23 protein-coding genes are annotated in these 23,959 nt (G+C 65.7%); 4 read left to right on the forward strand and 19 right to left on the reverse strand.

The annotated features are described in order from the left end of the window. Positions 1-4: 4 nt before the first annotated feature. Genes phnK through phnG form a run of 5 tightly spaced genes read right to left on the reverse strand, consistent with a single transcriptional unit; the run spans position 5 to position 3,827 of the window. Positions 5-802 (reverse strand): phosphonate C-P lyase system protein PhnK, encoded by a 798-nt coding sequence (gene phnK, locus RX330_RS33655; RefSeq protein WP_317241347.1) that lies wholly within the window; start codon positions 800-802, stop codon positions 5-7. Next, positions 795-1,685: an alpha-D-ribose 1-methylphosphonate 5-phosphate C-P-lyase PhnJ gene (locus RX330_RS33660; protein ID WP_317241348.1), complete on the reverse strand. Its 891-nt coding sequence runs from the start codon at positions 1,683-1,685 to the stop codon at positions 795-797. Before RX330_RS33660 ends, phnK begins: the two co-directional genes overlap by 8 nt. Further along, on the reverse strand, positions 1,682-2,785 hold the full coding sequence (locus RX330_RS33665; protein ID WP_317241349.1) for a carbon-phosphorus lyase complex subunit PhnI: 1,104 nt from the start codon (positions 2,783-2,785) through the stop codon (positions 1,682-1,684). The genes RX330_RS33660 and RX330_RS33665 overlap by 4 nt, the downstream gene beginning before the upstream one ends. A 3-nt stretch (positions 2,786-2,788) precedes the next feature. Next, positions 2,789-3,397 (reverse strand): phosphonate C-P lyase system protein PhnH, encoded by a 609-nt coding sequence (gene phnH / locus RX330_RS33670; protein ID WP_317241350.1) that lies wholly within the window; start codon positions 3,395-3,397, stop codon positions 2,789-2,791. A 4-nt stretch (positions 3,398-3,401) separates the two neighbouring features. After that, on the reverse strand, positions 3,402-3,827 hold the full coding sequence (gene phnG / locus RX330_RS33675; RefSeq protein ID WP_375848261.1) for a phosphonate C-P lyase system protein PhnG: 426 nt from the start codon (positions 3,825-3,827) through the stop codon (positions 3,402-3,404). A 157-nt stretch (positions 3,828-3,984) separates the two neighbouring features. Here phnG and phnF point away from each other — a divergent pair, with 157 nt between their 5' ends. After that, a complete protein-coding gene (gene phnF, locus RX330_RS33680; protein WP_212084465.1) occupies positions 3,985-4,716 on the forward strand; it encodes a phosphonate metabolism transcriptional regulator PhnF in 732 nt (243 codons plus the stop codon). A gap of 172 nt (positions 4,717-4,888) precedes the next feature. Here the strand turns inward: phnF and phnE (RX330_RS33685) are convergent, their stop codons facing one another. The 4 genes from phnE (RX330_RS33685) to phnC form a co-directional block, all read right to left on the reverse strand. Further along, positions 4,889-5,713, reverse strand: a complete 825-nt coding sequence (gene phnE, locus RX330_RS33685; RefSeq protein ID WP_317244024.1) for a phosphonate ABC transporter, permease protein PhnE — start codon at positions 5,711-5,713, stop codon at positions 4,889-4,891. Between the two features lie 20 nt (positions 5,714-5,733). Continuing rightward, a complete protein-coding gene (gene phnE, locus RX330_RS33690; RefSeq protein ID WP_317241352.1) occupies positions 5,734-6,618 on the reverse strand; it encodes a phosphonate ABC transporter, permease protein PhnE in 885 nt (294 codons plus the stop codon). A gap of 73 nt (positions 6,619-6,691) precedes the next feature. Further along, positions 6,692-7,627, reverse strand: coding sequence for a phosphonate ABC transporter substrate-binding protein (gene phnD, locus RX330_RS33695; RefSeq protein ID WP_317241353.1), 936 nt, complete (start codon positions 7,625-7,627; stop codon positions 6,692-6,694). 62 nt (positions 7,628-7,689) lie between these two features. Then, a complete protein-coding gene (gene phnC / locus RX330_RS33700; RefSeq protein WP_317241354.1) occupies positions 7,690-8,499 on the reverse strand; it encodes a phosphonate ABC transporter ATP-binding protein in 810 nt (269 codons plus the stop codon). Positions 8,500-8,673: 174 nt separating this feature from the next. Here phnC and RX330_RS33705 point away from each other — a divergent pair, with 174 nt between their 5' ends. From RX330_RS33705 to RX330_RS33715, 3 genes are read left to right on the forward strand one after another with little or no spacing between them, the layout of a single operon-like run. Continuing rightward, a complete protein-coding gene (locus RX330_RS33705) occupies positions 8,674-9,369 on the forward strand; it encodes a chloramphenicol acetyltransferase (protein ID WP_317241355.1) in 696 nt (231 codons plus the stop codon). After that, positions 9,366-10,562, forward strand: coding sequence for an alpha-D-ribose 1-methylphosphonate 5-triphosphate diphosphatase (locus RX330_RS33710; RefSeq protein ID WP_317241356.1), 1,197 nt, complete (start codon positions 9,366-9,368; stop codon positions 10,560-10,562). Before RX330_RS33705 ends, RX330_RS33710 begins: the two co-directional genes overlap by 4 nt. Positions 10,563-10,580: 18 nt before the next feature. Then, positions 10,581-11,279, forward strand: coding sequence for a DUF1045 domain-containing protein (locus RX330_RS33715; protein ID WP_317241357.1), 699 nt, complete (start codon positions 10,581-10,583; stop codon positions 11,277-11,279). A gap of 9 nt (positions 11,280-11,288) precedes the next feature. Here the strand turns inward: RX330_RS33715 and RX330_RS33720 are convergent, their stop codons facing one another. The 10 genes from RX330_RS33720 to RX330_RS33765 form a co-directional block, all read right to left on the reverse strand. Further along, positions 11,289-11,876: a hypothetical protein gene (locus RX330_RS33720; RefSeq protein WP_317241358.1), complete on the reverse strand. Its 588-nt coding sequence runs from the start codon at positions 11,874-11,876 to the stop codon at positions 11,289-11,291. Positions 11,877-11,959: 83 nt separating this feature from the next. Beyond that, entirely contained in the window at positions 11,960-13,360 is a 1,401-nt protein-coding gene (locus RX330_RS33725) for a selenium-binding family protein (RefSeq protein WP_212084439.1), read from the reverse strand. A 350-nt stretch (positions 13,361-13,710) separates the two neighbouring features. Then, on the reverse strand, positions 13,711-14,649 hold the full coding sequence (locus RX330_RS33730; protein WP_212084438.1) for a dihydrodipicolinate synthase family protein: 939 nt from the start codon (positions 14,647-14,649) through the stop codon (positions 13,711-13,713). Positions 14,650-14,871: 222 nt separating this feature from the next. Continuing rightward, entirely contained in the window at positions 14,872-16,953 is a 2,082-nt protein-coding gene (locus RX330_RS33735) for a methyl-accepting chemotaxis protein (RefSeq protein WP_212084430.1), read from the reverse strand. A gap of 120 nt (positions 16,954-17,073) precedes the next feature. After that, positions 17,074-17,844 (reverse strand): enoyl-CoA hydratase, encoded by a 771-nt coding sequence (locus tag RX330_RS33740; protein ID WP_317241359.1) that lies wholly within the window; start codon positions 17,842-17,844, stop codon positions 17,074-17,076. Between the two features lie 12 nt (positions 17,845-17,856). After that, complete coding sequence (locus RX330_RS33745) at positions 17,857-18,321, reverse strand: MarR family winged helix-turn-helix transcriptional regulator (protein ID WP_317241360.1); 465 nt, start codon at positions 18,319-18,321, stop codon at positions 17,857-17,859. Between the two features lie 48 nt (positions 18,322-18,369). Further along, positions 18,370-20,031 (reverse strand): tannase/feruloyl esterase family alpha/beta hydrolase, encoded by a 1,662-nt coding sequence (locus RX330_RS33750; protein WP_317241361.1) that lies wholly within the window; start codon positions 20,029-20,031, stop codon positions 18,370-18,372. 83 nt (positions 20,032-20,114) lie between these two features. After that, a complete protein-coding gene (gene serA / locus RX330_RS33755; protein ID WP_317241362.1) occupies positions 20,115-21,359 on the reverse strand; it encodes a phosphoglycerate dehydrogenase in 1,245 nt (414 codons plus the stop codon). Between the two features lie 117 nt (positions 21,360-21,476). Next, positions 21,477-22,709, reverse strand: coding sequence for a rhodanese-like domain-containing protein (locus tag RX330_RS33760; RefSeq protein WP_317241363.1), 1,233 nt, complete (start codon positions 22,707-22,709; stop codon positions 21,477-21,479). A gap of 70 nt (positions 22,710-22,779) precedes the next feature. After that, positions 22,780-23,958, reverse strand: coding sequence for a PepSY-associated TM helix domain-containing protein (locus RX330_RS33765; protein ID WP_317241364.1), 1,179 nt, complete (start codon positions 23,956-23,958; stop codon positions 22,780-22,782). Position 23,959: the final 1 nt, after the last annotated feature.

Raw genomic sequence — 23,959 nt, forward strand, 5'->3', positions numbered from 1 at the left:
GAGCTCATGGCGGCAGAATCGAGGAGACGAGGAGTTGCGTATAGGGCTCGCGGGGATCGTCGAGCACCTGGTCGGTCAGACCGGTCTCGATGACCCGGCCGCCCTTCATCACCATCACGCGGTGCGACAACAGGCGCGCGACCGCGAGATCGTGGGTGACGATGATGACGGCCAGATGCAGCTCGGCGACGAGGCTGCGCACGAGGTCGAGCAGGCGGGCCTGCACTGAGACGTCAAGCCCGCCGGTCGGCTCGTCCATGAACACCAGCCGCGGCTCGGTGACGAGGTTGCGGGCGATCTGGAGGCGCTGGCGCATGCCGCCGGAATAAGTCCGCGGCGCATCGTCGATGCGGGCGATGTCGATCTCGACACGCGTGAGCCAGTCGGATGCGGTGTCGCGGATGCGACCATAGTGATTCCAGCCCACCGCCATCAGCCGCTCGCCGACATTGGCTCCGGCCGACACCGCCATGCGCAGGCCCTGCGCGGGATCCTGATGCACGAATCCCCAATCGGTGCGGAACAGAAAGCGCCGCTCGGCCTCGCCGAGCGTGGCGAGATCGCGAGCGACCCCGTCCCGCATCCGATAGGACACATGCCCGCCGCTGGCCGCGAGCTGGCCCGACAGCAGCTGCAGCAGCGTCGACTTGCCCGAACCGGACTCGCCGACGATTGCCAGCACCTCGCCGGGATAGAGCGCGAACGACACGTCGCGGCACGCGGCGATGCGGCCGAAGGACTTGCTGAGAGATGTCGCGACCAGCAGCGGCTGGTCGCTTTCAAGGGCATCGAGATCAGCCATGTGCGCCCGCCTTCTCCTTGTACGGCGCAGCGCTGAGGCTGCCGTGATGGCCAGCGGCCTGACGGCCCTCGCAATAATCGGTGTCCGAGCAGACGAACATGCGGCTGCCCTTGTCGTCGGTGACGATCTCGTCGAGATAGGAATTCTCCGCGCCGCACAGCGCGCAGGGCGCGTTGAAGCGGTAAGGCTCGAACGGGTGATCCTCGAAATCGAGTGACACCACCTTCGTGTAGGGCGGGATCGCGTAGATGCGCTTCTCGCGGCCGGCGCCAAAGAGTTGCAGCGCCGGGCAATTATCCATCTTGGGATTGTCGAATTTCGGCGTCGGCGACGGGTCCATGACGTAGCGCGCGTTCACCTTTACCGGATAGGCATAGGCGGTGGCGATGTGGCCGAAGCGGGCGATGTCCTCATAGAGCTTCACATGCATCAGGCCGTATTCGGCGAGCGCGTGCATGCGCCGCGTCTCGGTCTCGCGCGGCTCGAGGAAGCGCAGCGGCTCCGGGATCGGCACCTGATAGACCAGCACCTGATTCTCATGCAGCGCCGTCTCCGGGATGCGGTGGCGCGTCTGGATCACGGTCGCCTCCTCCGTCGCCGTCGTGGTGGCGACGCCCGCGGTCTTGGCAAAGAACTTGCGGATCGAGATCGCGTTGGTGGTGTCGTCGGACCCCTGGTCGATCACCTTCAGCACGTCCTGTGGACCGAGGATCGCGGCGGTGACCTGGACGCCGCCCGTGCCCCAGCCATAGGGCATCGGCATTTCGCGGCTGGCGAACGGCACCTGATAGCCGGGAATGGCGATCGCCTTCAGGATAGCGCGGCGGATCATCCGCTTGGTCTGCTCGTCGAGATAGGCAAAGTTGTAGGCGGGCGCGTTCATTCCGCGGCTTCCTTCATGGCATCGGGCGCCTGGGCATCCGCGAACTCCTGACGCAGCTTGCGCAAGAGGCCGAGCTCGGACTGGAAATCGACGTAGTGCGGCAGCTTCAGATGCTCGACGAAGCCGGTCGCCTGGACGTTGTCCGAATGCGACATCACGAATTCCTCGTCCTGCGCCGGCGCACGCACCTCCTCGCCTAGCTCGCGGGCGCGAAGTGCGCGATCGACCAGCGCCATCGACATGGTCTTGCGCTCGCTCTGGCCGAAGGCGAGGCCATAACCGCGGGTGAAGCACGGCGCTTCCGTCGCAGAGCCCTTGAACTGATTGACCATCTGGCACTCGGTGAGTTCGATCGAGCCCAGCGGCACGGCGAATCCGGCGTCCTCCGCGACAAAGTCCACCTCGACCTCGCCGAAGCGGATCTCGCCTGCGAAGGGATGGTTGCGGCCATAGCCGCGCTGGGTGGAATAGCCCATCGCCAGCAAGAAGCCTTCGTCGCCGCGCGCGAGGTTTTGCAGGCGCAGGTCACGGTCCGCCGGAAAATTCAGCGGCTCGCGGGTGAGATCGCCGACGCTGGCGCCGTCTTCGGCCTGCGGCGAGGATTCGATCAGCCCGTCGCGGCCGAGAATGTCGGTCACGCGCGGCGTTGGCGCCGTCGACGCCTCAGCAGTCGCCGGCGCCTCCGGCACAAAACCTTGCGCGAGCGAGGGATCGAGCAGGCGGTGGGTATAGTCGAAGGTCGGCCCGAGGATCTGGCCGCCCGGAATGTCCTTGAAGGTCGAGGACACCCGCCGCTGCACCCGCATCGCGCCGGTGTCGACCGGCTCGCTCGCGCCGAACCGCGGCATCGTGGCGCGGAAGGCGCGGACCAGGAAGATCGCCTCGATCAGATCGCCGCGTGCCTGCTTGATCGCAAGCGAGGCGAGCTCACGGTCGTAGAGCGAGCCTTCGCTCATGACGCGGTCGACGGCCAGCCCAAGCTGCCCCGAGATCTGGTCGAGCGTGACCTCCGGAACGGCTTGGTCGCCGCGCCGCACATTGGCGAGCAGGCGGTGGGCGTTCTCAATGGCGCGTTCGCCGCCTTTGACTGCGACATACATGCTTTAGCTTCCCTTGCTCACGACGCGCGTGGTGCGGGGGATCGCCACCAATGCGTCATCGGCGACCAGCACGACATCGATGCCGCGCGGAAACAGCGCCTCGTTGACATGCAGGCGCTCGAACAGATCGAACGGCTTGATCGAGGCCTGGAGCGTCGCGGCGCCGTCGATCCCCGGACCTCGCAGCTCGAAGCTGCGTCCCGAGCCCAGATGATCGACCTGGATGATCAATGTGGTCGACCGATCCGGATATTCGCTGGTGCCGAGCGCGAAGCATTCGAGCGGCGGAAGCTCCGCGCCATCGCTGATCAGCGCGAAGCTTGCGATCGAGGAATCCTGCACCACCGGCGCGCCGGTGTGGAATTTCAGCCATTTCACCAAATCCGAGCTCTCCGCCATGCGCGCATCGAGCCAGAGCGGCGTATCATGGTCGAACAGCGTCAGCGCGATCGCGGCGGTGCCGCGCATCATCCTGTCGGGCGCCCCCGCTCCCGGCACGATGCGCCGGACCGAGCCGGGCCGCGCCATCGCGTCCATCACCGAGCGAAAAGTCGATTGCGCCGATAGCACCTTGTCGACGAAACCCGGCGGCAGTTCCGCAATCGTGGTCATGATCTCACCCCTCACCGCGCACCATGGTGTAGAAATCAACCTTCGTCGCGGCGGTCTCGGCCGCCGCCTGCTTGCGGCGAATCATAAGCTGCTCGCGCAACGGCGCGATAACGTCCCGTTCGACCGCTCTGCCGAAATCCCTGGACTGCACCAGCGCATCGCACAGGGCGATCAGCCGCGCCTTCTCACCGTCCCGCCCGAGCGTGTAGCCGAAGCCGACCTCGCCGCTTGCAAGCCGGACCGCCGCGCGCGAGACCGTGGCTTCGCCGAGATTGAAGGGCGCGCCGTCGCCGCCGGCCCGGCCACGCAGCATGACGACGCCGTTTTCGGGGGCGCGCAGATCCTGATGGGCCGGCAGAGCCGAGTTCAAGCCCAAGTCGCGGAGGCGGGCGGCGATCTCGCCCGCCTCCGCGTGCGCCAGCACGGCCATGGCGGCCTTGCGCTGGGCTTTCTGGTCGTTGTGCTGCGTCACCGATTCACCGAACTTGCCGATTCTAAGTTGTCTATGATAATAGACAACTTCATAAGTGAGCGCCATGACTGTTTCGTGACAAAACCGTGATTTCTGGGCTAGGCTGACCGGCGATATGAGCATGCAAGACACTGCGTCGTCGGGCGTTGCGCTGTGGCGCCTCGTTGCCGACGGCATCGAGCGCGGCATCGCCGACGGCCGCTTTGCGGCCGGCGACAAATTGCCGGGCGAGATGGAGATCGCCGAAACCTATCGCGTCAACCGCCACACCGTGCGGCGCGCGCTGGCGGCCCTTGCCGAGCGCGGCCTGGTGCGGGCCGAGCGCGGCAGCGGAACCTATGTCGAGGCGCAGAAGCTCGCCTATCCCTTGCGTTCGCGTACCCGCTTTTCCGAGATCGTCGGCGCCGAGGGGCGCGAACCGCATGGCCGGCTGATCGAGGCAACGGAGGACGTCGCGACGCGCGAGCTGGCGCGGGAGCTCGGATTGAAGACCGGCGCGCCCTTGGTGCGGATCGAGGCCATCCGCCTCGCCGATCGCACGCCGATCTGCGTCTCGACCACCTGGCTGTCGGCCGTGCTGTTTCCCGACGCGGGCGCCGTGTTCGCCGCGACGCGCTCGATGACGAAACTGCTCGAACATTTCGGCGTGCGCGACTATCGCCGCGGCGCGACCCGGATCACCGCCGGCATCGTGGACGCGACCGATGCGGCCCGGCTCGATCTCGCGCTGGGACGCCCGATCCTGGTGGTCGACGCGACCGACCACGATCTGGCCGGCAAGCCGCTGATGACCAAGCATTCGCGCTTCGCCGCGGAGCGGGTGGAGTTTCTGGTGGAGAACGGCTGACGTGACCGCTTCTTCCCCTCTCCCCTTGTGGGAGAGGGTGGCTCGCCGCGATTGCGGCGAGACGGGTGAGGGGTTCTCTCCGCGAGCGAATCTCTCGCGCCGAACTTGCGGAGACAGACCCCTCATCCGGCGCTTCGCGCCACCTTCTCCCACAAGGGGAGAAGGAAAAAACTCAGGCTATCGCGCGCCTTCCGATGATCGCAAAGCGCAGCTTGCCCGAGACGAAGTCGATCGCGGCGACGGCGACCAGGATCATCAGGATCAAGAACGACACTTTCTGCCATTCCAGCACGCGGATCTGCTCGGCGAGTTGGAGACCGATGCCGCCGGCACCGACGATCCCGATGATGGTGGCCGAGCGCGTGTTGGATTCGATGAAGTACAACACCTGGCCCGCGATCACGGGCAGCACCTGCGGTAACAGGCCGAAGCGGATCTCGTGCAGCGCGCTCCCGCCGGAGGCGCGAATGCCTTCGACCTGTTTCTGGTCGGCACCTTCGATCGCCTCCGAGAACAGTTTGCCAAAGGCGCCGAAATCCGCCACCGCAATGGCGAGCACGCCGGCGAACGGGCCCAGCCCGACGACGTTGATCCACACCAGCGCCCAGATCAGCGTGTCGACGCCGCGGATCGAATCCAGCACGCGGCGAACCGGAAAGCGAAGGAGCTTCGACGGCACCACGTTGCGCGCGGCAAGCAGGCTGACAGGAAGCGCGAACACCGCGGCCAGCGTCGTGCCGAGCAGCGCGATCGAGAGGGTCTCGCCGAGGGCCTTCAGATAGATCGGCAGCGAAGAGCCGGGATCAGGGGGGATCATCATCAATGTGATCCAGCCGAGCTGGCTGAGACCAGCGATGAATCGCGCCGGCGAAAAATCGAGATCGACGAGGCCGTAGACGAGGATCGCGAACGCCGCGACGATCATCCCGGGCATGGCGAGGCGCGCCGAGGCGGGCCGGTCGAAAACATCGGGGTGGCGCGCGCGAAGCTCTCGCATATCGAACTCGTGCGGCCTCGTCACGTGCGCACCTCCCCGCCGAACAGGCGGCCGCGCAGCCAGCCGGTGGTGATGTCGATGATGAAGACGGTGATGATGATGGTGAGCAGAATCGCGCTGACGTCCGAGTAATAGAACTTGCGGATGGCGACGACGAGCTCCTGACCGATGCCGCCGGCGCCGACGAAGCCCATCACGGAGGCTTCGCGGACGTTGATCTCGAAGCGCAGCAGCGCGTAGCTGGCATAGCCCGCCGTCACTTGCGGCACCACCGCGAACCGCATGCAGGACAGCCAGCTCGCGCCGGTCGAGCGGATGCCCTCGACCGGCTTCATGTCGGCGTTCTCGACGATCTCCGAAAACAGCTTGCCGAGCGCACCGGTGGAGTGGATCGCGATCGCCAGCACGCCCGCCATCGGCCCAAGCCCGAAGGCGATCACGAACACCAGCGCGAAGACGATGCCCGGAACGGTGCGGGCGAATTCGAGCAGGCGCCGCACCGAGAAGCGCAGCCAGGGGGCCGGCGAGGTGTTTTCGGCCGCGAGAAAGTTGAGGCAGAATGCCAGGGTCGCACCGATCAGCGTGCCGACATAGGAGATCAGCAGCGTCTCGCCCAACATCTTCAGCCATTTGCGCCAGCCCCACAGCCACTCACCGACGTCGGTCCAGACGCGCTGACCGGTGTCGAGCGTGAGGATACGGTCGAAATAGCTGATGAAATTGCCGAAATAAGTGAAGAGCGTGCGCAGATTCACTTCGGCGCCGATCGCTGCCAGCAGCAGCGCCGCGGCGAAGACCACGATCCCCAGCAGCAGGCGGAGCCGCTTGCGCCCAACCGCCCGGCGATAGGCGGCATTGAGCATGGCGAGCTGCTGGTCGGGAAGGAGCGAAACCGCTGTTGTCATCGGCCTGAGATCAAGTCCGGTCAAAGAAAGAGCCGGGTCGATGGACCCGGCTCGAGGTGCCTCGTCCCGAAACTCAGGACGCCTTCTTCTTACGTAGCGCGTCGACGAACTTGATCAGCTCGATCGTGCCATCCCAGTCCTTGGTGGTGGCGGGATGAAAGCCCTTCTTCTGCCCGTCGGAGAGACGATCGAAGGCGGCCTTGTCCTTGGTCGGCGCGTCGAAGAACGCCTTCGCGATGGCCGCCTTGGCCTCTGCCGGCAGGTCGGAATTATAGGCATAGGGCCCGTTGATGATCGGCGCCGATTTGTGGATGATGCGGAAATCGTCCTTCTTCATCGCCGAGCCGTCGGCGTTCTTCAGCATGCCCTTGGTCAGCATCTGCGCCAGCGTGGAATCGTTGTCGCTGGTCCACTGGTTGGCGGCAACCTCGACCGTGCCTTGCGCCAGCGCCAGCATCGCGTTCTCATGGCTGCCGGTGAAGACGACCTTGCTGAAATAGGTATCGGCGTCGTGGATGCCCAACTTGTCGAGTTCGAAACGCGGCACATTGTTGCCCGAAGTCGAGTTCGGATCGACGAGACCGAGGTTCTTGCCCTTGAGGTCATCGATCTTCTTGTAGGGGCTGTTTGCCTTGACGAAGAACACTGAATAATAGCCGGTCGAGTCATCGGCATTGATATCGTTGGCGAAGGCTTCGCTCTTGACGCCCGTCAGGCGCGCGCGCGCGAACGCCGCCGAGCCGTAGCTGGCGACGTGGATATTGCCGGCTCGCTGGCCCTCAATCACCGCGGCGTAGTCGTTGGCGATGCGCAGCTTGACCGCCACACCGAGTTCCTTCGACAGGTAGGTCATGAACGGGGCCCAGCGCTCGGTGACACCGGACGCGTTCTCGGCCGGGACGACCGCGAAAGTCAGTTCGGGATATTTGGCTTTCCAATCGTTTGCCGAGGCGGAGGCCGTGAAAGCGAGCGCGGCGGCGCCGGCAAGGACTAATCTGCGAGTGATCATGCTACCCTCTTCATCAGTTTGGGTCGGTTGACGCAAAGACTTGCAAAAGAAACAGGCGCCGCTCAGGCGGCCGCGGCCGTTCCGAGCGCCGGGACCCCGTCGGGCGCCGGGACAGGCACGGTGCCCATGACGTCGGCGGCTTCGAGATCGTAGAGCTCGCGTGCCACGTGGTCGGTCAGCGCGGACGGCGCCCCGTCGAACACGACGCGCCCCTGCGCCATACCGATCAGGCGGTCGCAATAGCTGCGCGCCAGATCGAGCGAATGCAGATTGCAGAGCACGGTGATGCCGAAATGCTTGTTGATGCGCAGCAGCGCGTCCATCACGATCTTGGTGTTGCGCGGATCGAGCGATGCGATCGGCTCGTCGGCGAGGATGATGTCGGGCTGCTGCACGAGGGCGCGCGCGATCGCCACGCGCTGCTGCTGGCCGCCGGAGAGCTGGTCGGCGCGCTGGGCGGCAAGCGACGCAATGTCGAACTGTTCGAGTGCGGACATCGCCAACGCCTTGTCCTGCTCCGGCCAGATTTGCGAGAGCGAGCGCCAGGCCGGCATCGTGGCAAGGCGTCCCATCAGGACGTTGGTGAGGACATCGAGCCGGCCGACCAGGTTGAACTGCTGGAAGATCATCGCCGAGCGTGCCCGCCACTGCCGCAGCTCCTTGCCGCGCAGCGCGGTGACGTCGATCCCGTCGAACAGGATGCGCCCGTCGTTCGGCGTCACCAGGCGGTTGATGCTCCGCAGCAGCGTCGACTTGCCGGCGCCGGACCGTCCGATCACACCGACGAACCCGCCGGGCGAAACTTGAAACGAGGCGTCGTCGACCGCGGCTTTTGCGCCGAAGCGACACGTCAGACCATCCACCACCAGCATGCAGCGCTCCAGATTAGCTGGGGCCAACCGCTAACGCCGGCACTTAACACTTGTGTGACACGGGCGTTGCAATGCGGCGATCCTGCACAACTCATCCCCTGTCATCGCGGCGTCATGACATCGTCATCAAGCCGCTCGAAGAGGAACGCTCACCCTCCTGACTCCGGATGCAACATGGTCGCCAAAGCTCTTTCGGTCCAGCCGACCATCGATCCCTCGGCCAAGCTGCATGAGACCAGGCTCGGCGCCTATACCGAGGTCGGCGCGCGCACGATCCTGCATGACGTGGCGATGGGCGATTACTCCTATGTCGTCAACGATGCCCAGATCACCTACGCCACCATCGGAAAGTTCTGCTCGATCGCGGCGATGACGCGGATCAATCCCGGCAATCATCCGATGCTCCGCGCGACGCAGGCGCATTTCACCTACCGCTCCAGCGCCTATTTCGAAGGCGAGAGCGACGATGCCGAATTCTTCGACTGGCGGCGCCGGCACCACGTCCATATCGGCCACGACGTCTGGATCGGCCATGGCGCGATCGTGCTTCCCGGCCGCAACATCGGCACCGGCGTGGTGATCGCGGCCGGCGCCATCGTCACCAAGGACGTGCCGGCCTATACCATCGTCGCCGGCAATCCGGCCCGCATCATGCGGCGGCGGTTCTCCGAGGAGATCGCCGGACGGCTCGCCCGGCTGGCCTGGTGGGATTGGAATCACGACAAATTGCGTGAAGCCCTGCCCGATTTCCGCAAGCTCGGGATTGAAGATTTCCTTGCGACATACGAAGCACGGGCGAGATCTCTCACCAATTCTCCTGCCAGTTCCCTTGCTAGTTCCCTTGCCAGCAAACGAAGCGCGGTCGCGTGACAGACATCATCCTTGAGGGCGGCCGGGCCCTGATCGGCGCCGAGCTCGTCGAAACGTCATTGGCGGTGTCCGGACAGGACATCGCCGCGATCGATGCCTCTCGCGGCCGGGCGCGGCTTGCGATCGATGCCCGCAATCTGCTGGTGCTGCCCGGCATCGTCGATCTGCATGGCGATGCCTTCGAGCGGCAGATGATGCCGCGCGCCGGCGTCGATTTCCCCATCGACGTCGCGCTCGCCGACAGCGATCGCCAGGCGATCAGCAACGGCATCACGACGGTCTTTCATGCCACGACCTGTTCGTGGGAACCCGGCCTGCGCAGCGCCGACAACGCGCGCGCCCTGATGGAGGCAATCGAGCGGCAGCGCCCGCAATTCGCCGCCGACACCCGCTTCCACCTGCGGCACGAGACCTACAATCTCGACACCGAGATTGAGATCAGCCAGTGGCTCTCCGAGCGCCGGGTCGACCTGTTCGCCTTCAACGACCACATGGACGGCACCGTCGCCGACATGGCCAAGCCGCGCAAGCGCAACCGCATGGTGGAGCGCACCGGGTTGTCAGCCGAGGATTTCGACCGCCTCGTCGAGAGCGTCGTCTCGCGCGCGGACGAGGTGCCAGCTTCCGTATCGCGTCTCGCCGCCGTGGCCCGCGCTGCCGAAGTGCGGATGCTCTCGCACGACGATGCGACACCGGCAATGCGCCAGGAGTTTCGCGCGCTCGGCGCTGAGATCGCGGAGTTTCCGGTCAACGAGGAGACGGCGCGGGCGGCGGCAAGCCACGGCGATGCCATCGTCTACGGCGCGCCGAACGTCGTGCGCGGCGGCAGCCACACCGGCTGGACCAGGGCCTCCGACATGATCGCCAAGGGCCTCTGCTCGGTGCTGGCGTCGGACTATTACTATCCCGCGCAGCTGCTCGCCGCGTTCCGGCTCGCCGCCGACGGCGTGCTGCCGCTGACCGAAGCCTGGAACCTAGTCTCCGCCGGCCCTGCGCGCGCGACCGGTCTTACCGATCGCGGCGTGCTCGCGGAAGGCCGCCGCGCCGACATTCTGCTGGTCGACGACAGCGTGAAGCTGAGACCGCGGCTGATCGCGGTGATATCAGGCGGAAAGCTGGTTCATCTCACCGATGCGACGCGGCTACTCACCGCTGTGGCGGCGGCGCCACGCGAAGCTGTCGTCGCGGCCTAAACCGGCTATGCTCGAGCAATGACAGGTTTTCCCCGCTACGCGATCTATTTTGCCGCAGGCGCCGATCACGCGCTCTCGCGCTTCGGCGCGGAGCTGCTCGGTTACGATGCCTACACCGGCAACGAGCTGCCATTTCCGCGCGAGGCGTTGGAGGTCGCGCCTGACTGGCGCGACGTCAGCGCCGATCCCCGCAAATACGGCTTTCACGCCACGCTGAAGGCGCCGATGGCGCTCGCGCCTGGCAAGACTGATGCCGAGCTGATGGCCGCCTGCGCGACATTCGCCGGCAAGCCGCGGCCGCTTCCTGTGATCCGGCCGGTCGTCGATGCCATCAGTGGCTTCATCGCCGTCATTCCAGCCGAGCCTGTCGAGGCACTTCAAGCGCTCGCCGCCGATTGCGTCCGCGAATTCGACTCGTTCCGCGCCGCTTTGTCTGCGGAAGACCGCGCGCGGCGCAGACCCGAGAAGCTCAGCGAACTGCAGCGCGACCATCTCGACCGCTGGGGCTACCCTTACGTGATGGAAGAATTCCGCTTCCACATGACGCTGACCGGGCGGCTCGATGCGGAGCGGCGCGGGCCGATTTTGGAGATGTTGCGAGCGCGATTTGCCGCGCTCCGTCTCGGCATGTTGGCAATCGATCGTCTCGCTCTGTTCGAGCAGGACGATGCGAGGGCACGCTTCCGCATCATCGGTGAATGGGCGTTGGCGCGGTAGGCATGACCCTCAGCTCGCAAGACTGAATGCGAGCGCCACCGCGCCGACCAGAACGAGGCTGATCGCCCAAACCGCATCCAGATTGAACCAGCTTCGCGAAACGAACTGCAATCCCAGATAGCGGTAGACCAGCCAGGCCAGACTTCCGCCGGCGCTGACCATGGCGATCACGTGCACGAAGGACACCAGCACCGCCATCCCGAGATTTGCCTTCATTAGCGCTTCTGCCGCCTCATGGCCGGGATCGAGTGCCAAGGCCTGGCAAAGCCCGAGATAAATCGGCACGAGCATCAGTGCGGCGCCGTGAGCGATGGCAACGGCAAATGACCAGAGTGCCAATTGCGTCGGCGGAATTCGTGCCAGCGCGCGGGGATGGCGCCGCGCGATCAACCGATAGACACCGAAAGCGATGACGAGAAGGCTCGCGCTGAGCTGGATCGAACGCTGCCACTCGGCCAGCACGAACAGGAATGCGAACGGCAGCACCACGAGAAGCGTCGCCAGAAGATGCCCGGCCGCCAGTGCCCACAACGCGCGGAAGAGCGCGCGTGGGCTCTTGTCCATCAGCCCGGCCGAAACCGCGAGCGGCCATCCCATCCCCGGATTGACCCCGTGGTAGAAACCGCTCGCAACAAGAGCGAACCAGAGCCAGCCAAGCGCCGGGCTCGCGTGCCCCCCGTCTAGACCGACGGGTAGCAAAACGAGTCTGTCGAACAATCGCCGCCCTCGAGCCTGATCTGGTGCGCGCGATATCCGTCGGGGAAGCTCACGAAGTAGTCCTTGTCGAGCTCGAGGCCGCCGTTGCGACCGACATTGGCCATCACCTCCACGCCCGGAACTCCGTCGGGATAGAACTGGTCGTCCCAGGTGGAATAGAGCGAATTGGTCCAGTATACGCGCCTGCCGTCGCGGCTGATCTCGACCATTTGCGGGCCGGCCGCAAAGGCCTTGCCATTCGGATGCGCCGTTCGGCGTGCAATGCCGCCGATGTGAACCGAGCCCGCAAGCTTCGGCTTGCGCGGATCAGTGACGTCGTACTGCCGCATTTCACCCGTGCCCCAGCACGAGACATAGAGGAACCGGTCATCCATCGACAGGTCGATGTCGGTCACCAGCGGCGGCACGGCACCAAAGCCCTGCAGCAGCGGCGGGAGCTTCTCCTTTGGCGCGGGCTCGGGCGGGATCGTGGCCGTCTTCTCTGCGTGGAATTTCCCGCCTTCGCGCCACCACGTCCAGATCGATGCTTCGAGATTGGTGGTGTCGACCACAACGCCAACGAAGCCGTATTCGCGAACCGGATCGTGCGCCGGCCGCACCTCCAGCGCCATCTGATGGTTGGCGCCGAGATCGATGGTCTGAACGTTGCGACGTGCGCGTAGATCCCAGAAGTGGAGACGATGGCCATATTTGTTCGACAGCAGATCTTCCGGGACGATCCCGTTCTCGAACTGCGGCGGCAACGCCCATTCGCTCGTCACCATGTAGTCGCGCGGCAGGTTCCACCAGAAATCATAGTGCAGCGTCTGCGGACCGCGGTCGATCTCCCATCGTCCCAGGACTTCGAACGTCTCGCAATCCATGATGAAGACGCCTGGAGGCCCGTTGGTGCCGTCCTTGCCGCCGCCACCCAGCGTGCTGACATAAATGCCGTCCGGCCCGCAATGGATCGTGTGCGGCCGCGAGTAGCCGGTTTTCTTGAACACTTCCTCGGGCTCGATGATCTTGTGGATCTTGGCTTGGGTCGGATCCGGCTTGGTATCGATGATGTAGATCCGCGACGAGCGCAGCCCGGGGATGATGAGATAGCGTCGCTCGATGAAGGCATGTCCCGCAAGCGGCGACAAGGCGGAGGAGCAGGCATTCCAGCCGAAGTGATGAAACTCGTCGCCCTTGTTGGGCATCGTCACGGTGTGGACGATCCGACTGTAGGTCGGCGATCCCGGCTTGACGTCGATGACCGCAAGAGCATCCGGCTTTGAGAAATCCGGACTGAGCAGCAACGTGTAGGCAAAGTTCTCCGCGGGCGCCTCCATCGCAAGCCTGGGCGATGCGTGGAAGGTGGGATCGGGCCTCATCGTCATGGCACTGCCTCCCTGTTCTGTCGGTTCGCGCCAACCTGGCTCGGGATAACGGCATAATGAAGAGGTATTAAGCGATGTCTTGGGATTCTCCGCAGGGCCGGCTGGCAGGCGTACAATATGTCATTGCCGGGCTGCGGGAAACCGGCGGAATCGCGCTAATTCGAAGCCTTCGGCCGAAATGCGGGCGCAACGTCCTACCCGCAGCCCTCGTAGGGCGAGCAAAGGCGCAGAGCGCCGTGCCCCCACTCTCCTCGACGGCAGACAGGTTGGTGGGCACGCTTCCGCCTTCGCTCTGCGAGCTACGGCGGACAAGTCGCTTTGCTCACCCTAGGCCTGCGGAGGCTGGGACTCTACTTTCCCCACCGCAAGGCCAGCGCATCGCGCTCCTTGGCGAGTTCCAGCAGGCCCGCGCGCGTTGCCGGATGCAGCGGTTGGAGCGGATGGCGCACGGCGTCCGACTTGATCACGCCGCCGGCTTGCATCATCGCCTTGCAGGCGATCAGGCCGCACTGGCGGTTCTCGTAATTGATCAGCGGCAGCCAGCGCTCATAGGCGGCCTTCGCCTTCTCCCGATCGCCGGCGAAATAGGGATCGATGATCTGGCGGATGCCGTCGGGATAGCCGCCGCCGGTCATCGCACCGGTCGCACCCGCGTCGAGATCGGCCAGCAGCGTGATCGCCTCCTCACCGTCCCAAGGACCCTCGATGTCCTTGCCACCAGCCTCAATCAGGCTGCGCAGCTTCGAAGCTGCGCCTGCGACCTCGATCTTGAAATAGCGGATGTTGGCGAAGTCGCGCGCCAGCCGTGCGAGCAGTTCCACCGAGAGCGGCGTACCGGCAACCGGCGCGTCCTGGATCATGACGGGAATGTTGATCGCGCCCGAGAGCACGCGGAAGAATTCGACGATACCCTTCTCCGGCACGCGAAAGGTCGCGCCGTGATAGGGCGGCATCACCATCACCATGGCGGCCCCGGCCGCCTCCGCCTGCTGGCTGCGTGCCGCGCAGACGGCCGAGCTGAAATGGGTGGTGGTGACGATCACGGGAACCCGGCCCGCGACATGCTCCAGCACGGCATGCATCACGGTTTCGCGCTCGGCATCGGTGAGAACGAACTGCTCGGAGAAATTGGCGAGGATGCAGATGCCATGCGAGCCGGCATCGATCATGAAATCGATGCAGCGACGCTGACCCTCGAGGTCGAGCTCGCCGCGCTCGTCGAAGATGGTGGGCGCGACCGGGAACACGCCGCGATAGGGGCGCTGGGCCTTGTGAGGGGTGACCGGCATCGAACTCTCCATCCCTGATGTGTCTTACGTCTGTTGCCGCCTACGCGACGCGGCGCCACAGATGTAGCCGCCGCACGGATCGGCGGCAATGCCCGCGCGACATCAGGTGGAGAATTGCGAGAAAGCTCGCTTGCGGCCATCCTTCGAGACACCCGCCTTCGGCGGGCCCTCAGGATGAGGTCCAGGTTCGTGGCGAGATATCGGCCAAGTGATCTAACGGAATTACGCGGTCTTCACCGCTCCCAAGAAGCCCTCGACCGCAACGCGGAGGCGATCGGCGTCGGCCGACATCTTCTTGACGGAGTCCGACAACACCGTGCCGGCGTTGCCGGTTTCCTGGTTGAGCCTGGCGACGCTGCCGATGGTGTCGGTGACCTCGCGGGTGCCCTGCGCGGCCTGCTGGAAGTTGCGCGAGATCTCGGTGGTCGCCGCGCGCTGCTCTTCGACGGCGGCGGCAATCGCCGTCATCTTCTCGTCGATGCCGCTGATGGCGCCGCCGATCGCGCGGATGGCGGTGACAGCCTGGCCGGTGGCGCCCTGGATTTCCTCGACCTGGCGCGAGATCTCTTCCGTCGCCGTCGCAGTCTGCGCCGCGAGGCTCTTGACCTCGCCGGCGACCACGGCGAAACCGCGGCCGGCCTCGCCTGCGCGCGCCGCTTCGATCGTGGCGTTCAAGGCCAGAAGGTTGGTCTGGGCGGCGATGGCATTGATCATTTTCACGACCTCGCCGATGCGGCTCGCGGTCTGGTCGAGAATCTCGACCGTCGCATTGGTCTGCTCGGCCTGTGCAACAGCCTCGCGGGCCTCGCGCGCGCTGGACTGCACTTGCGCGGAAATCTCGCCGACGGACGCGGAGAGTTCTTCGGTCGCCGCCGCGATGGTCTCGAGATTGTTGGTGGCCTGCTCGGCCGCGGAGGAGACCGCCGCGGTCTGGCTGCTCGATTCCGAAACCAGCGAGCGCACGCCGGTCGCGGTCGCATCGAGCTCCCGCGTCGAGGCCACAACGCTCTGGATGACGGCCTGCACGGTGTCGTCGAAGCTGCGGCATGCGGAATCGACGGTGCCGGAGCGGGCGAGTTGGAGTGCCTGCTGCGATTCGCGTTCCCGGCCCAGCCGTTCCGCAGTCGCCGCACTCTCGCGCAGGCTTTCGAGTGCGGCGGCCATGGTCCCGAACTCGTCGGGGTGCCGGGATTGCGGCACCGGCGTCGCGTAGTCGCGCGCACTGATGCGGGCGATGGCGCCGAGAATGGCGCGCACCGGGCGCATCAGGCGATTGCGCACCACGTACACGCCGGTCAGAGTCACGGCCAGCGCTAGCAGGAAGGCGAACGATTGCACGATGAGGTTGGTGAGGGCTTTCGCCTGAACCATCTCCGCACGCGCGATCGACTGGTCGAGCGCCATGTTGGCGACAGCAACGATGGGCGCGAAGGGCGACTGGCACAGCGCATTCCATTCCGCAGCGGGCATCGCCGGCTTGCCGCTGCCGTCGAAATTCCTGGTGAGGTCACCGATCTGCTTGAGGACGCCATCTGTCTTGGCGCGCGCTTCCTTCGCCGCGTTGACCAGGCTCGCCGTCACGTCGGGTGCGGCCAGCAGCTCCTCCATGCCGGTCCACCCGGCGGTGACGATGCCGTTCCAGCCGGCCACGGTCTGCTTCTGGGTCTCGTCGAGCGGCTTGGAGGTGTTGACGTTCGGGCGCAGGGTCGAGCACTGGATGCCGTAGCGGTCGCGCACCTGCCAGGCGAGGCGGCGGGCCTGGATCATGCGGGCGATGAAGGGATCATTCATCCAGGCGCGGTTCGACACCGCGGTGGACGCGAGGTTGGCGGTCTCGATCACCTTGGTGATGCCATCGTACCAGGGGGCGGTGCGCTCCACCTTGCGCTCGGCGCGCGGCAGCTTGGCCTCGTCGTGGAACAGCTGGAATTTCGGCGCGGCCTCGCTCCAGCGCTGCTTCAGCGTGCCTGCGAGCTCGTCGCGACGGGCGAATTCGACGGTGGAGAGCGCCGCGACGATGGCATCAAAGCCGGCCTGCTCGGCCTTCTCGGCGGCCCCGAGCTTGGCGCGCGGATCGTCCTCGCCGAGCAGCGCACTCTGGGCATCGCCCCGATTGTTGCGCAAGGACAGCACGCCATGGAAGATCGCCTTGTCGGCATTCGCAAGCCGTTCGGTCTCCAGACTATCGCTGTAGCGGCCGAAAGCCCCGACCATCTGGATCGCGGTCGAGGCCAACGCGCCGGCGGCCAGCAGCGCCATCAGCGTCAGGAGAAGCGAGCTTACCGATTTCTTAAACATCGTCATGGGTCGGGGGCCTACTCTTCACGAGAGGCCACCTTGCATGGCGACATGCCAAGGTTTGGTTAAGACTTTAATCAAGAGCCTGCGGTGGTGTCCGCCGCCGCTCCTGGCAGGCCGGTTCCCTCACGCAACCTTGGTGAAATCCGGCGGGCGGCGCTCGGCAAAGGCCGTGAATGCTTCGCGCGCCTCGGCGGTGCGCAGGCGCTGGGCGAACTGCTCGCCTTCGGCCTGCATCTGCGCGACCAACGCCTCGCCGTTGCGCATCAGCTTCTTGGTGGCGGTGAGGGCGCCGGCCGGCTGGCGGGCGAGACGCTGCGCGAGCGCGAGCGCCTCGGCATCGAGCTTGTCGAGCGGCACCACGCGGTTGGCAAGGCCCCATTCCAGCGCCGACCTGGCGGGAACGGTCTCGCCCAGCGCGAACATCTCATAGGCGCGGGCATAGCCGATGCGCGCCGGCATCAACAGGCTGGAGGCGGCTTCCGGCACCAGCGCGAGGCTGACGAAAGGAGTCGACAATTGCACGTTGTCGGCGAGCACGACGAGATCGCAATGCAGCAGCATCGTGGTGCCGACGCCGACGGCGCGGCCTTGTACCGCCGCGACCAGCGGCCTGGTGCAGCGCGCCAGCGATTGGATGAAGCGGATGACATTGCGGCTGCCTTCCGACTTGCCCGACGCCACAGCGGCGAATTCGCCGACGTCGTTGCCTGCAGTGAACATGTCGCCCTCGCCGCGGATCAGGATCACGCGGGCCGACGGATCGAACTCCGCGGACTCGATGCTGTCGGCGAGCTTGCCGTACATCGCATCGGTCAGCGCGTTCTTCTTGTCGGGACGCGCCAGCGTGAGGGTGAGAATTCCGCCATCGTTCTCGATCCGGACGTGCTCGGTCATCGGTCTCTCCTTCTAGTCGTCTGAACTTCTTGTCTCTGAAGGTCTTGGAAACTTGTCCTGAATGCTGGTCAGCCAGCGTGCGACGATGTCGATCTCCGCGGCTGTAAATCCGTCCGTCAGTGCCGCATTGACCTCGGCAGCGCCGGCCTTCGCCTGCGCCAATGCCGTCCGTCCCTTCGGCGTCAGCCAGATCCGCCAGGCGCGTCCGTCCTCGCGATCGGCCCGCCGCTCGATCAGCTTGGCGGCCTCCGTGCGGTCGACGAGGCCGGAAATGCCGGCCGGACCCAGATCGAGCGCCGCGCCCGCCTCGCCCATCAGGACGCCGTCCTGCCTGCCGAGAATGAACAACAGCCCGGCCTGCGCCGGCGTCACCTCGCTCTCGGGCCGAGCCGCCATCCAGCGCTGCAGGCGGCGCTGCGCGACGCTCAGCAGGTAGATCAGCCGATGATGCCGGGCCTCGATGCCGTTATTTCGCATGCGAAATAGATAGCCGGGCCCGAGGCGGTTGTCAAACCAGCCGTTTCGCTAGGGCGCGCAGGTAAAGCTCGCCGCCTCCGTCACCGCACCCGCCTTGTAATGCGGCCAGGCCGGCCAGCGGCACAGCGGCAGCGCGCGCAGTGTCGCGAACGACGGTGGCTCGACCTTCTGCTCGATCACCTCGAGATCGCCGGGCGCCTTGCCCTTCTCGACCCAGTCGACCAGCACACTGAGCATGTCGACATTGGCCGGCGCGCCGGAGCCGACATGATCGACGCCGGGCGCAGTGTAGAGCCGCGCGAACTCGGCGGTCTCGGCCTTGCCCATCTTGCGCTCGACGTTCTCGAAATAGCGGATGCCGGCATAGGGGCTCTGGGCGTAGTCGGCCATGTGCTCGAGCATGATCAGACGGCCGCCTCGGGCACGGAAGCGGCTGAGATCGGGATCGGTCGAATCCATCAGCTTGGAGACCTCGAGCAGCCGCGCCTTGTGCTCCTCCACCTTGTAGGTGGTGACGTCGAGGTTGGGATCGCGCGCGAAGACGTATTTGATGCCGCCGGCGCCGTAGATCCAGGCGATGCCGTTGTTGGGCGCAGGCGGTTGCGCCGGCGGCGCGGTGCCGAGCCACCACGAAACCCAACCGCCGGTCGGACCGATCGCCGGCGTGTCCTCGCCCGACACGCCCCAGCCGGGATAATCGTCGAGACCATTGGCGAGCGCGAACGGAAACTTGTAGGTGCCGTGCAAGGTCTCGATCGCCTTGATCTGCGGATCGGTCAAACACTGATCGCCGCTCTGGCCAGAGTCGCAGCGCAGCGTCTCGACCTTGAATGCCGCCTTGCAGGCGACGGGGTTCTGCACCAGCGCATCGTCGGAGCCGTCGGCCTTGTCGCAGGCCGCGCGCACGGCGTTGCCGACGAGCTTCACCTGCGCCGGATTGATCCAGCCCGGACCCATGGTCGCGAGACCCGAACGCGTACCGGCGTGCTGCAGGCCGACCCAGTTGATCACAGGCACGCGGGCAAAGATGCCGTCGAAATCGTCGGGGTAACGCTGCGCCATGGTGAGGCCTTCGCGGCCGCCTTCCGACGAACCCATGAAGTACATCTTTTCCGGCTTCCTGCCGTAGGCTCGCTCCATCAGGCCAACGGCCGCATCGCGCACTCTCTTGTAGGAGCGGTGAGCGAAATTCTCGAAGGCTTCGTCGTTGAGTGCGAACACCTGCGGCGGCTCGCCTTGTTTCGTTTCATGGCCGGAATCGGTGCCGTAGGTGACGAAGCCGCGCGCAAGCGGCGACGGCTTGTCGAAGGGATAGGCCGGCGGCAGCGCAAGGCCGGTGATCAGCACGCCGTTGAAACCGCCGCCGCCATATTGCAGCGAGCGGCCGTTCCATTCGACGGGAAGGTTGACCTGGAATTTGATCGGGGGCGCCTTGGGGTCGACCGGGTCGACATGGCCGAGCACCTTGCAGAAGCCGGGATTGGCCGGCGTGATGCGTCCGGACGGCGTCGGCCCGCGTTCGGCGACGGCGATTGGCGAGGGTGCCTGCAACGTGGTGGAATTGATCTTCACGGCGTCGGTGCCGCCGACGAGACCCTTGCAGACGGTTTCTGCGTCCTCCGCCAAAGTCAGCGCCAAGGCGGAATTCGCGCTCAGCGCCGCCGCCGTGGCCAGGAGCCATACGCACAGCTTCGCTCTTGTCAGCGTCATCGTTCCCACCCGGTCTTATGTTTCTCGTTCAACCCACCAGAGGCCGCATTCAATGCGACCTCCGGCCTGCCGTCAATGACGCGCTAATGCTCGAACACCAGCCGCGCGCCGACCGTGCCGTCGAGACCGCGGATCTGCTCGAGCAGCGCGCCGGAATCCTGGCCGCCGAGATCGGCATCGAGCACGACGTAACCGAGATCGCCGGATGTCTCCAGATATTGCGCTGCGATGTTGATGTCGCGCTGGAGGAAGACCTCGTTGAGCCGCCGCAGCATGCCCGGCACGTTGCGATGGACATGGCTGAAGCGCGCGCCGGAGGGGCGAAGATGCAGCTGCACCTCAGGGAAATTCACCGCGCCCATGGTCGATCCCGTGATGAAATAATCCACCAGCTTGCGCGCGACCTCGCCACCGATGCGCTCCTGCGCCTCTTCGGTGGAGCCGCCTATATGCGGCGTGAGAATGACGTTCTCGAGGCCCTGCACCGGGCTGTTGAAGCGATCCGCGTTCGAGGACGGCTCGACCGGAAACACGTCGATGGCGGCGCCGGCGAGATGGCCGTCGCGCAAGGCGCGCGCGAGCGCATCGAGATCGACCACGGTGCCGCGGCTGTTGTTGACCAGGAACGAGCCCGGCTTCATCGCCCGCAGCTCCTTCTCGCCGATCATGCCCGCGGTTTCCGGTGTCTCCGGAACGTGCAGGCTGACGACGTCGCTCTGCGCCAGCAGATCGTCCAGCCGCTCGACGGGCTCGGTGTTGCCGTGGCGGAGCTTGTCGGTGCGGTCGAAATAGATCACGCGCATGCCGATCGCCTCGGCCAGCGTCGAGAGCTGCGAGCCGATATTGCCGTAACCGACGATGCCGAGGGTGCGGCCGCGCACCTCGCGGCTGCCGGTCGCCGACTTGTCCCAGCCGCCCTCATGCGCCGACACCGAACGCGGAAAGATCCGCCGCAGCAGCATCACGATCTCGCCGATCACGAGCTCGGCGACGCTGCGCGTGTTGGAGAAGGGCGCGTTGAAGACGGGAATGCCGCGCTTGCGCGCCGCCGCCAGATCGACCTGGTTGGTGCCGACACTGAAGCAGCCGACGGCGAGCAACTGGTCGGCGGCGGCGAGCACCTCATCGGTGATCTGGGTACGCGAGCGGATGCCGAGCAGCGACACGCCCTTGAGCGCGCGCCGCAGGTCCTCGCCGTCCAGCGCCTTGGTCAGCCGCTCGACATTGGTGAAGCCGGCACTCCTGAACAGGTCCACGGCACTGTCATTGACGCCTTCGAGCAGCAGCGCCTTGGCACTCCGCTCAGGGCTTTGGCCTGGGGCTGGCATGGTGACTCCTGAAATGGCGGCTTTGCCGCAGCTCTTAGACCGCGGAAGAGGCCCAGCACAATAGGGGTCGGATACGGGGAGAAGATGGCGGGGCGGTGGGTGGGCCCAATAGCTGGGTCAAATCACATAAAACCCGTGCGTGCCGTCGCGGCGGAGCTGTTCGACGAGGCCATATTCCCAATCGAGATAGGCCTGCATCGCGGCTTGCGCGACGTCGGTACCTTCATAGGGACGGCGATAGCGATGGGCCGGATCCGGCTTGGGCAGCACGCGCGGCGGGCCGATCTCGAGCGCGCCGTCATAGCGGCCTTCGAGCACATAGACCTCCCAGCCCATCTGCGCCAGCCACGACGCCGTCATGTCGGCGCGGACGCATTTGTCGTCGGTCAGGACGATGCGCGCACCGCGCACGGGCGCAGCCATGTCGGTTTCCTGCACCAACTGGCCACCCGGATAATGGCGGAAGCCCGCGAGATGGCCGGCCGCATACTCTTCCGCGTCGCGCACGTCGAGCCGGTAGAGCGTGCGATCCGTCTGCGCGACAAGCGCAGCCATCTCGTTCGCGCCGATGAGGCGCACGCCGGCGCGATAGGCGACGTCGCGCGCATTGGCCGGACCGCCCTCGAACGGCCCGATCGCGCCGCGCCTATCGGCGCCGTGGTCGAGCGTATGTCGTGCCAGCGTCCACCCGATGGTGCCGTTGCGCAGCGCGCGAACCTTGTTGGGCACGCCGGCATTGATCAGCGACTGGGTGCCGATGATGGATCGGGTGCGGCCGGCGCAATTGACGATGATGGTGGTCTGGGGATCAGGCGCGGCCTGCCCTGCACGCAACACCAGCTCCGCGCCGGGCACGCTGACCGAGCCCGGAATGTTCATGGTGGCGTATTCGTCAAAACGGCGGACGTCGAGAATGGCGATGTCAGCCTTGTCGGCGATCAGCTTGGCCACCTCGTCGGCACTGAGCGACGGCGTGTGCCTGCGCGACTCGACCAGTTCGCCGAACGCTTTCGAATAGGAGTTGACGTCCTCGAAGACCTCGTAGCCTGCCGCCCGCCAGGCCTTCAGTCCGCCATCCAGCGCGCTGATGTTGGTATAACCCAGCGCGGCGAGCCGCTCGGCACCTCGCGCGACCAGCCCCTCACCGTCGTCATACAGCACGATCGCCACGTCCTTGCGCGGCAGCCGCGTCTCGGCCTCGATCTCGATCCGGTCAGCGGACATGTTGGCGGCGAACAGCGGATGCCCCGTCGCGAAGCCTGCCTCGTATCTGAGATCGAGCACCGCTATTTCTTCGCGCAGCAGCAGGGCGCGGCGGATATCGGCGGGAGTGACGGCGGGAAGCTTCATGGCATGGACCTTAGCGAGGACAGGCCTGGGCTTTTGACCGATTGGAAGCGTATTGGCTAGCCTTGAACGCTCACTCGCCGGGGACGAGCCGCCCGAGCGGCGGCTGCGCCGGACGCCGCAGCCGGCGGCGCGACAGATAGAGCAGGATGCCCGTGACCGCGAACAACGGCATCAGGATCGCGGCAATCATGAACGCGAGCTTGCCGGGCCAGCCCAGGATTTCGCCGCGATGGATGTCGTAGATGGCCGCGATGATCGTTTCGCCAAAAGTCTTGTCGGCGTAGCGCTCCGCGGAGACCAGTTGCCCGGTGACGGCGTCGATGCGGAATTCATCGCGCGTGGTCTCCAGCAGCGACGCCTTGCCCCACGAGCGGATGCGGATCGCCGTGCCCGATCCCGCCGGCAGCGTCAGCAGAGCCTTGGAGAACCGAGCGCCTTCCTCGCGCTGGAACGTCATCCAGGCTTGATCGAATCCGATCGGCGACGCCGGCTCTGCTCGGCCACCCGGCGACTTTGCGGGCATCTTCGCTGCGGCGACCTGGGGACGCGCCAGCAGCCAGGTTACGCCGTCCTTGTACCATTCGAACGAGAAATACAGTCCGGTGAGCGTCATCGTCAGATAGACCGGCAGGACCCAGGTGCCGATCACGGTGTGCAGCGTCCGGTGCAGTCCGCGGCCGCTGAGCCCGAGATTCGGCTTCAGCCACATCTTCACGCTACCCGTGCGACGCGGCCAGCGCAGCACGAGGCCCGACACCAGCATGATGATGAGGCCGATCGCGATGCTGCCGGTGATCGGGCGTCCCCAACCCTTGCCGTCGCCGGGAATCAGCAGCCAACGATGCAGCTGGCGCACGGTCGCGAAGAAGGCCTCGCCGCGGGGCGAGCCCAGGACGCGCGCATCATAGGGATCGACATAGAGCGAAGCGGGCCGGCCGCCCTGCTCGTCGCGGCCAAAGCGGACGTGGACCGCCGCCGACGGATCGCTCGACAGCGTGACTGCCGCGACCTTGCCGAGATGCTGCCCCGCTTTCAACCGCGCCACCAGCTCATCAGGCATCAACGCCGGCGCCTGGCGCGGCGCGACCTGCATGATGCCGGCATTGAGATGATCGACGATCTCGTCCTCAAAACTCATGATCGCGCCGGTCAGCGCGATCAGGGACACCAGTAGCGCGAGGACCAGGCCCGCGATGGAATGAACCTGGAACAGGACCGCCTTGATCGTGTGTCCTAGCCGCACTGCCATC

The sequence above is a fragment of the Bradyrhizobium sp. NDS-1 genome (genome assembly GCF_032918005.1).
GTDB lineage: Bacteria > Pseudomonadota > Alphaproteobacteria > Rhizobiales > Xanthobacteraceae > Bradyrhizobium > Bradyrhizobium tunisiense.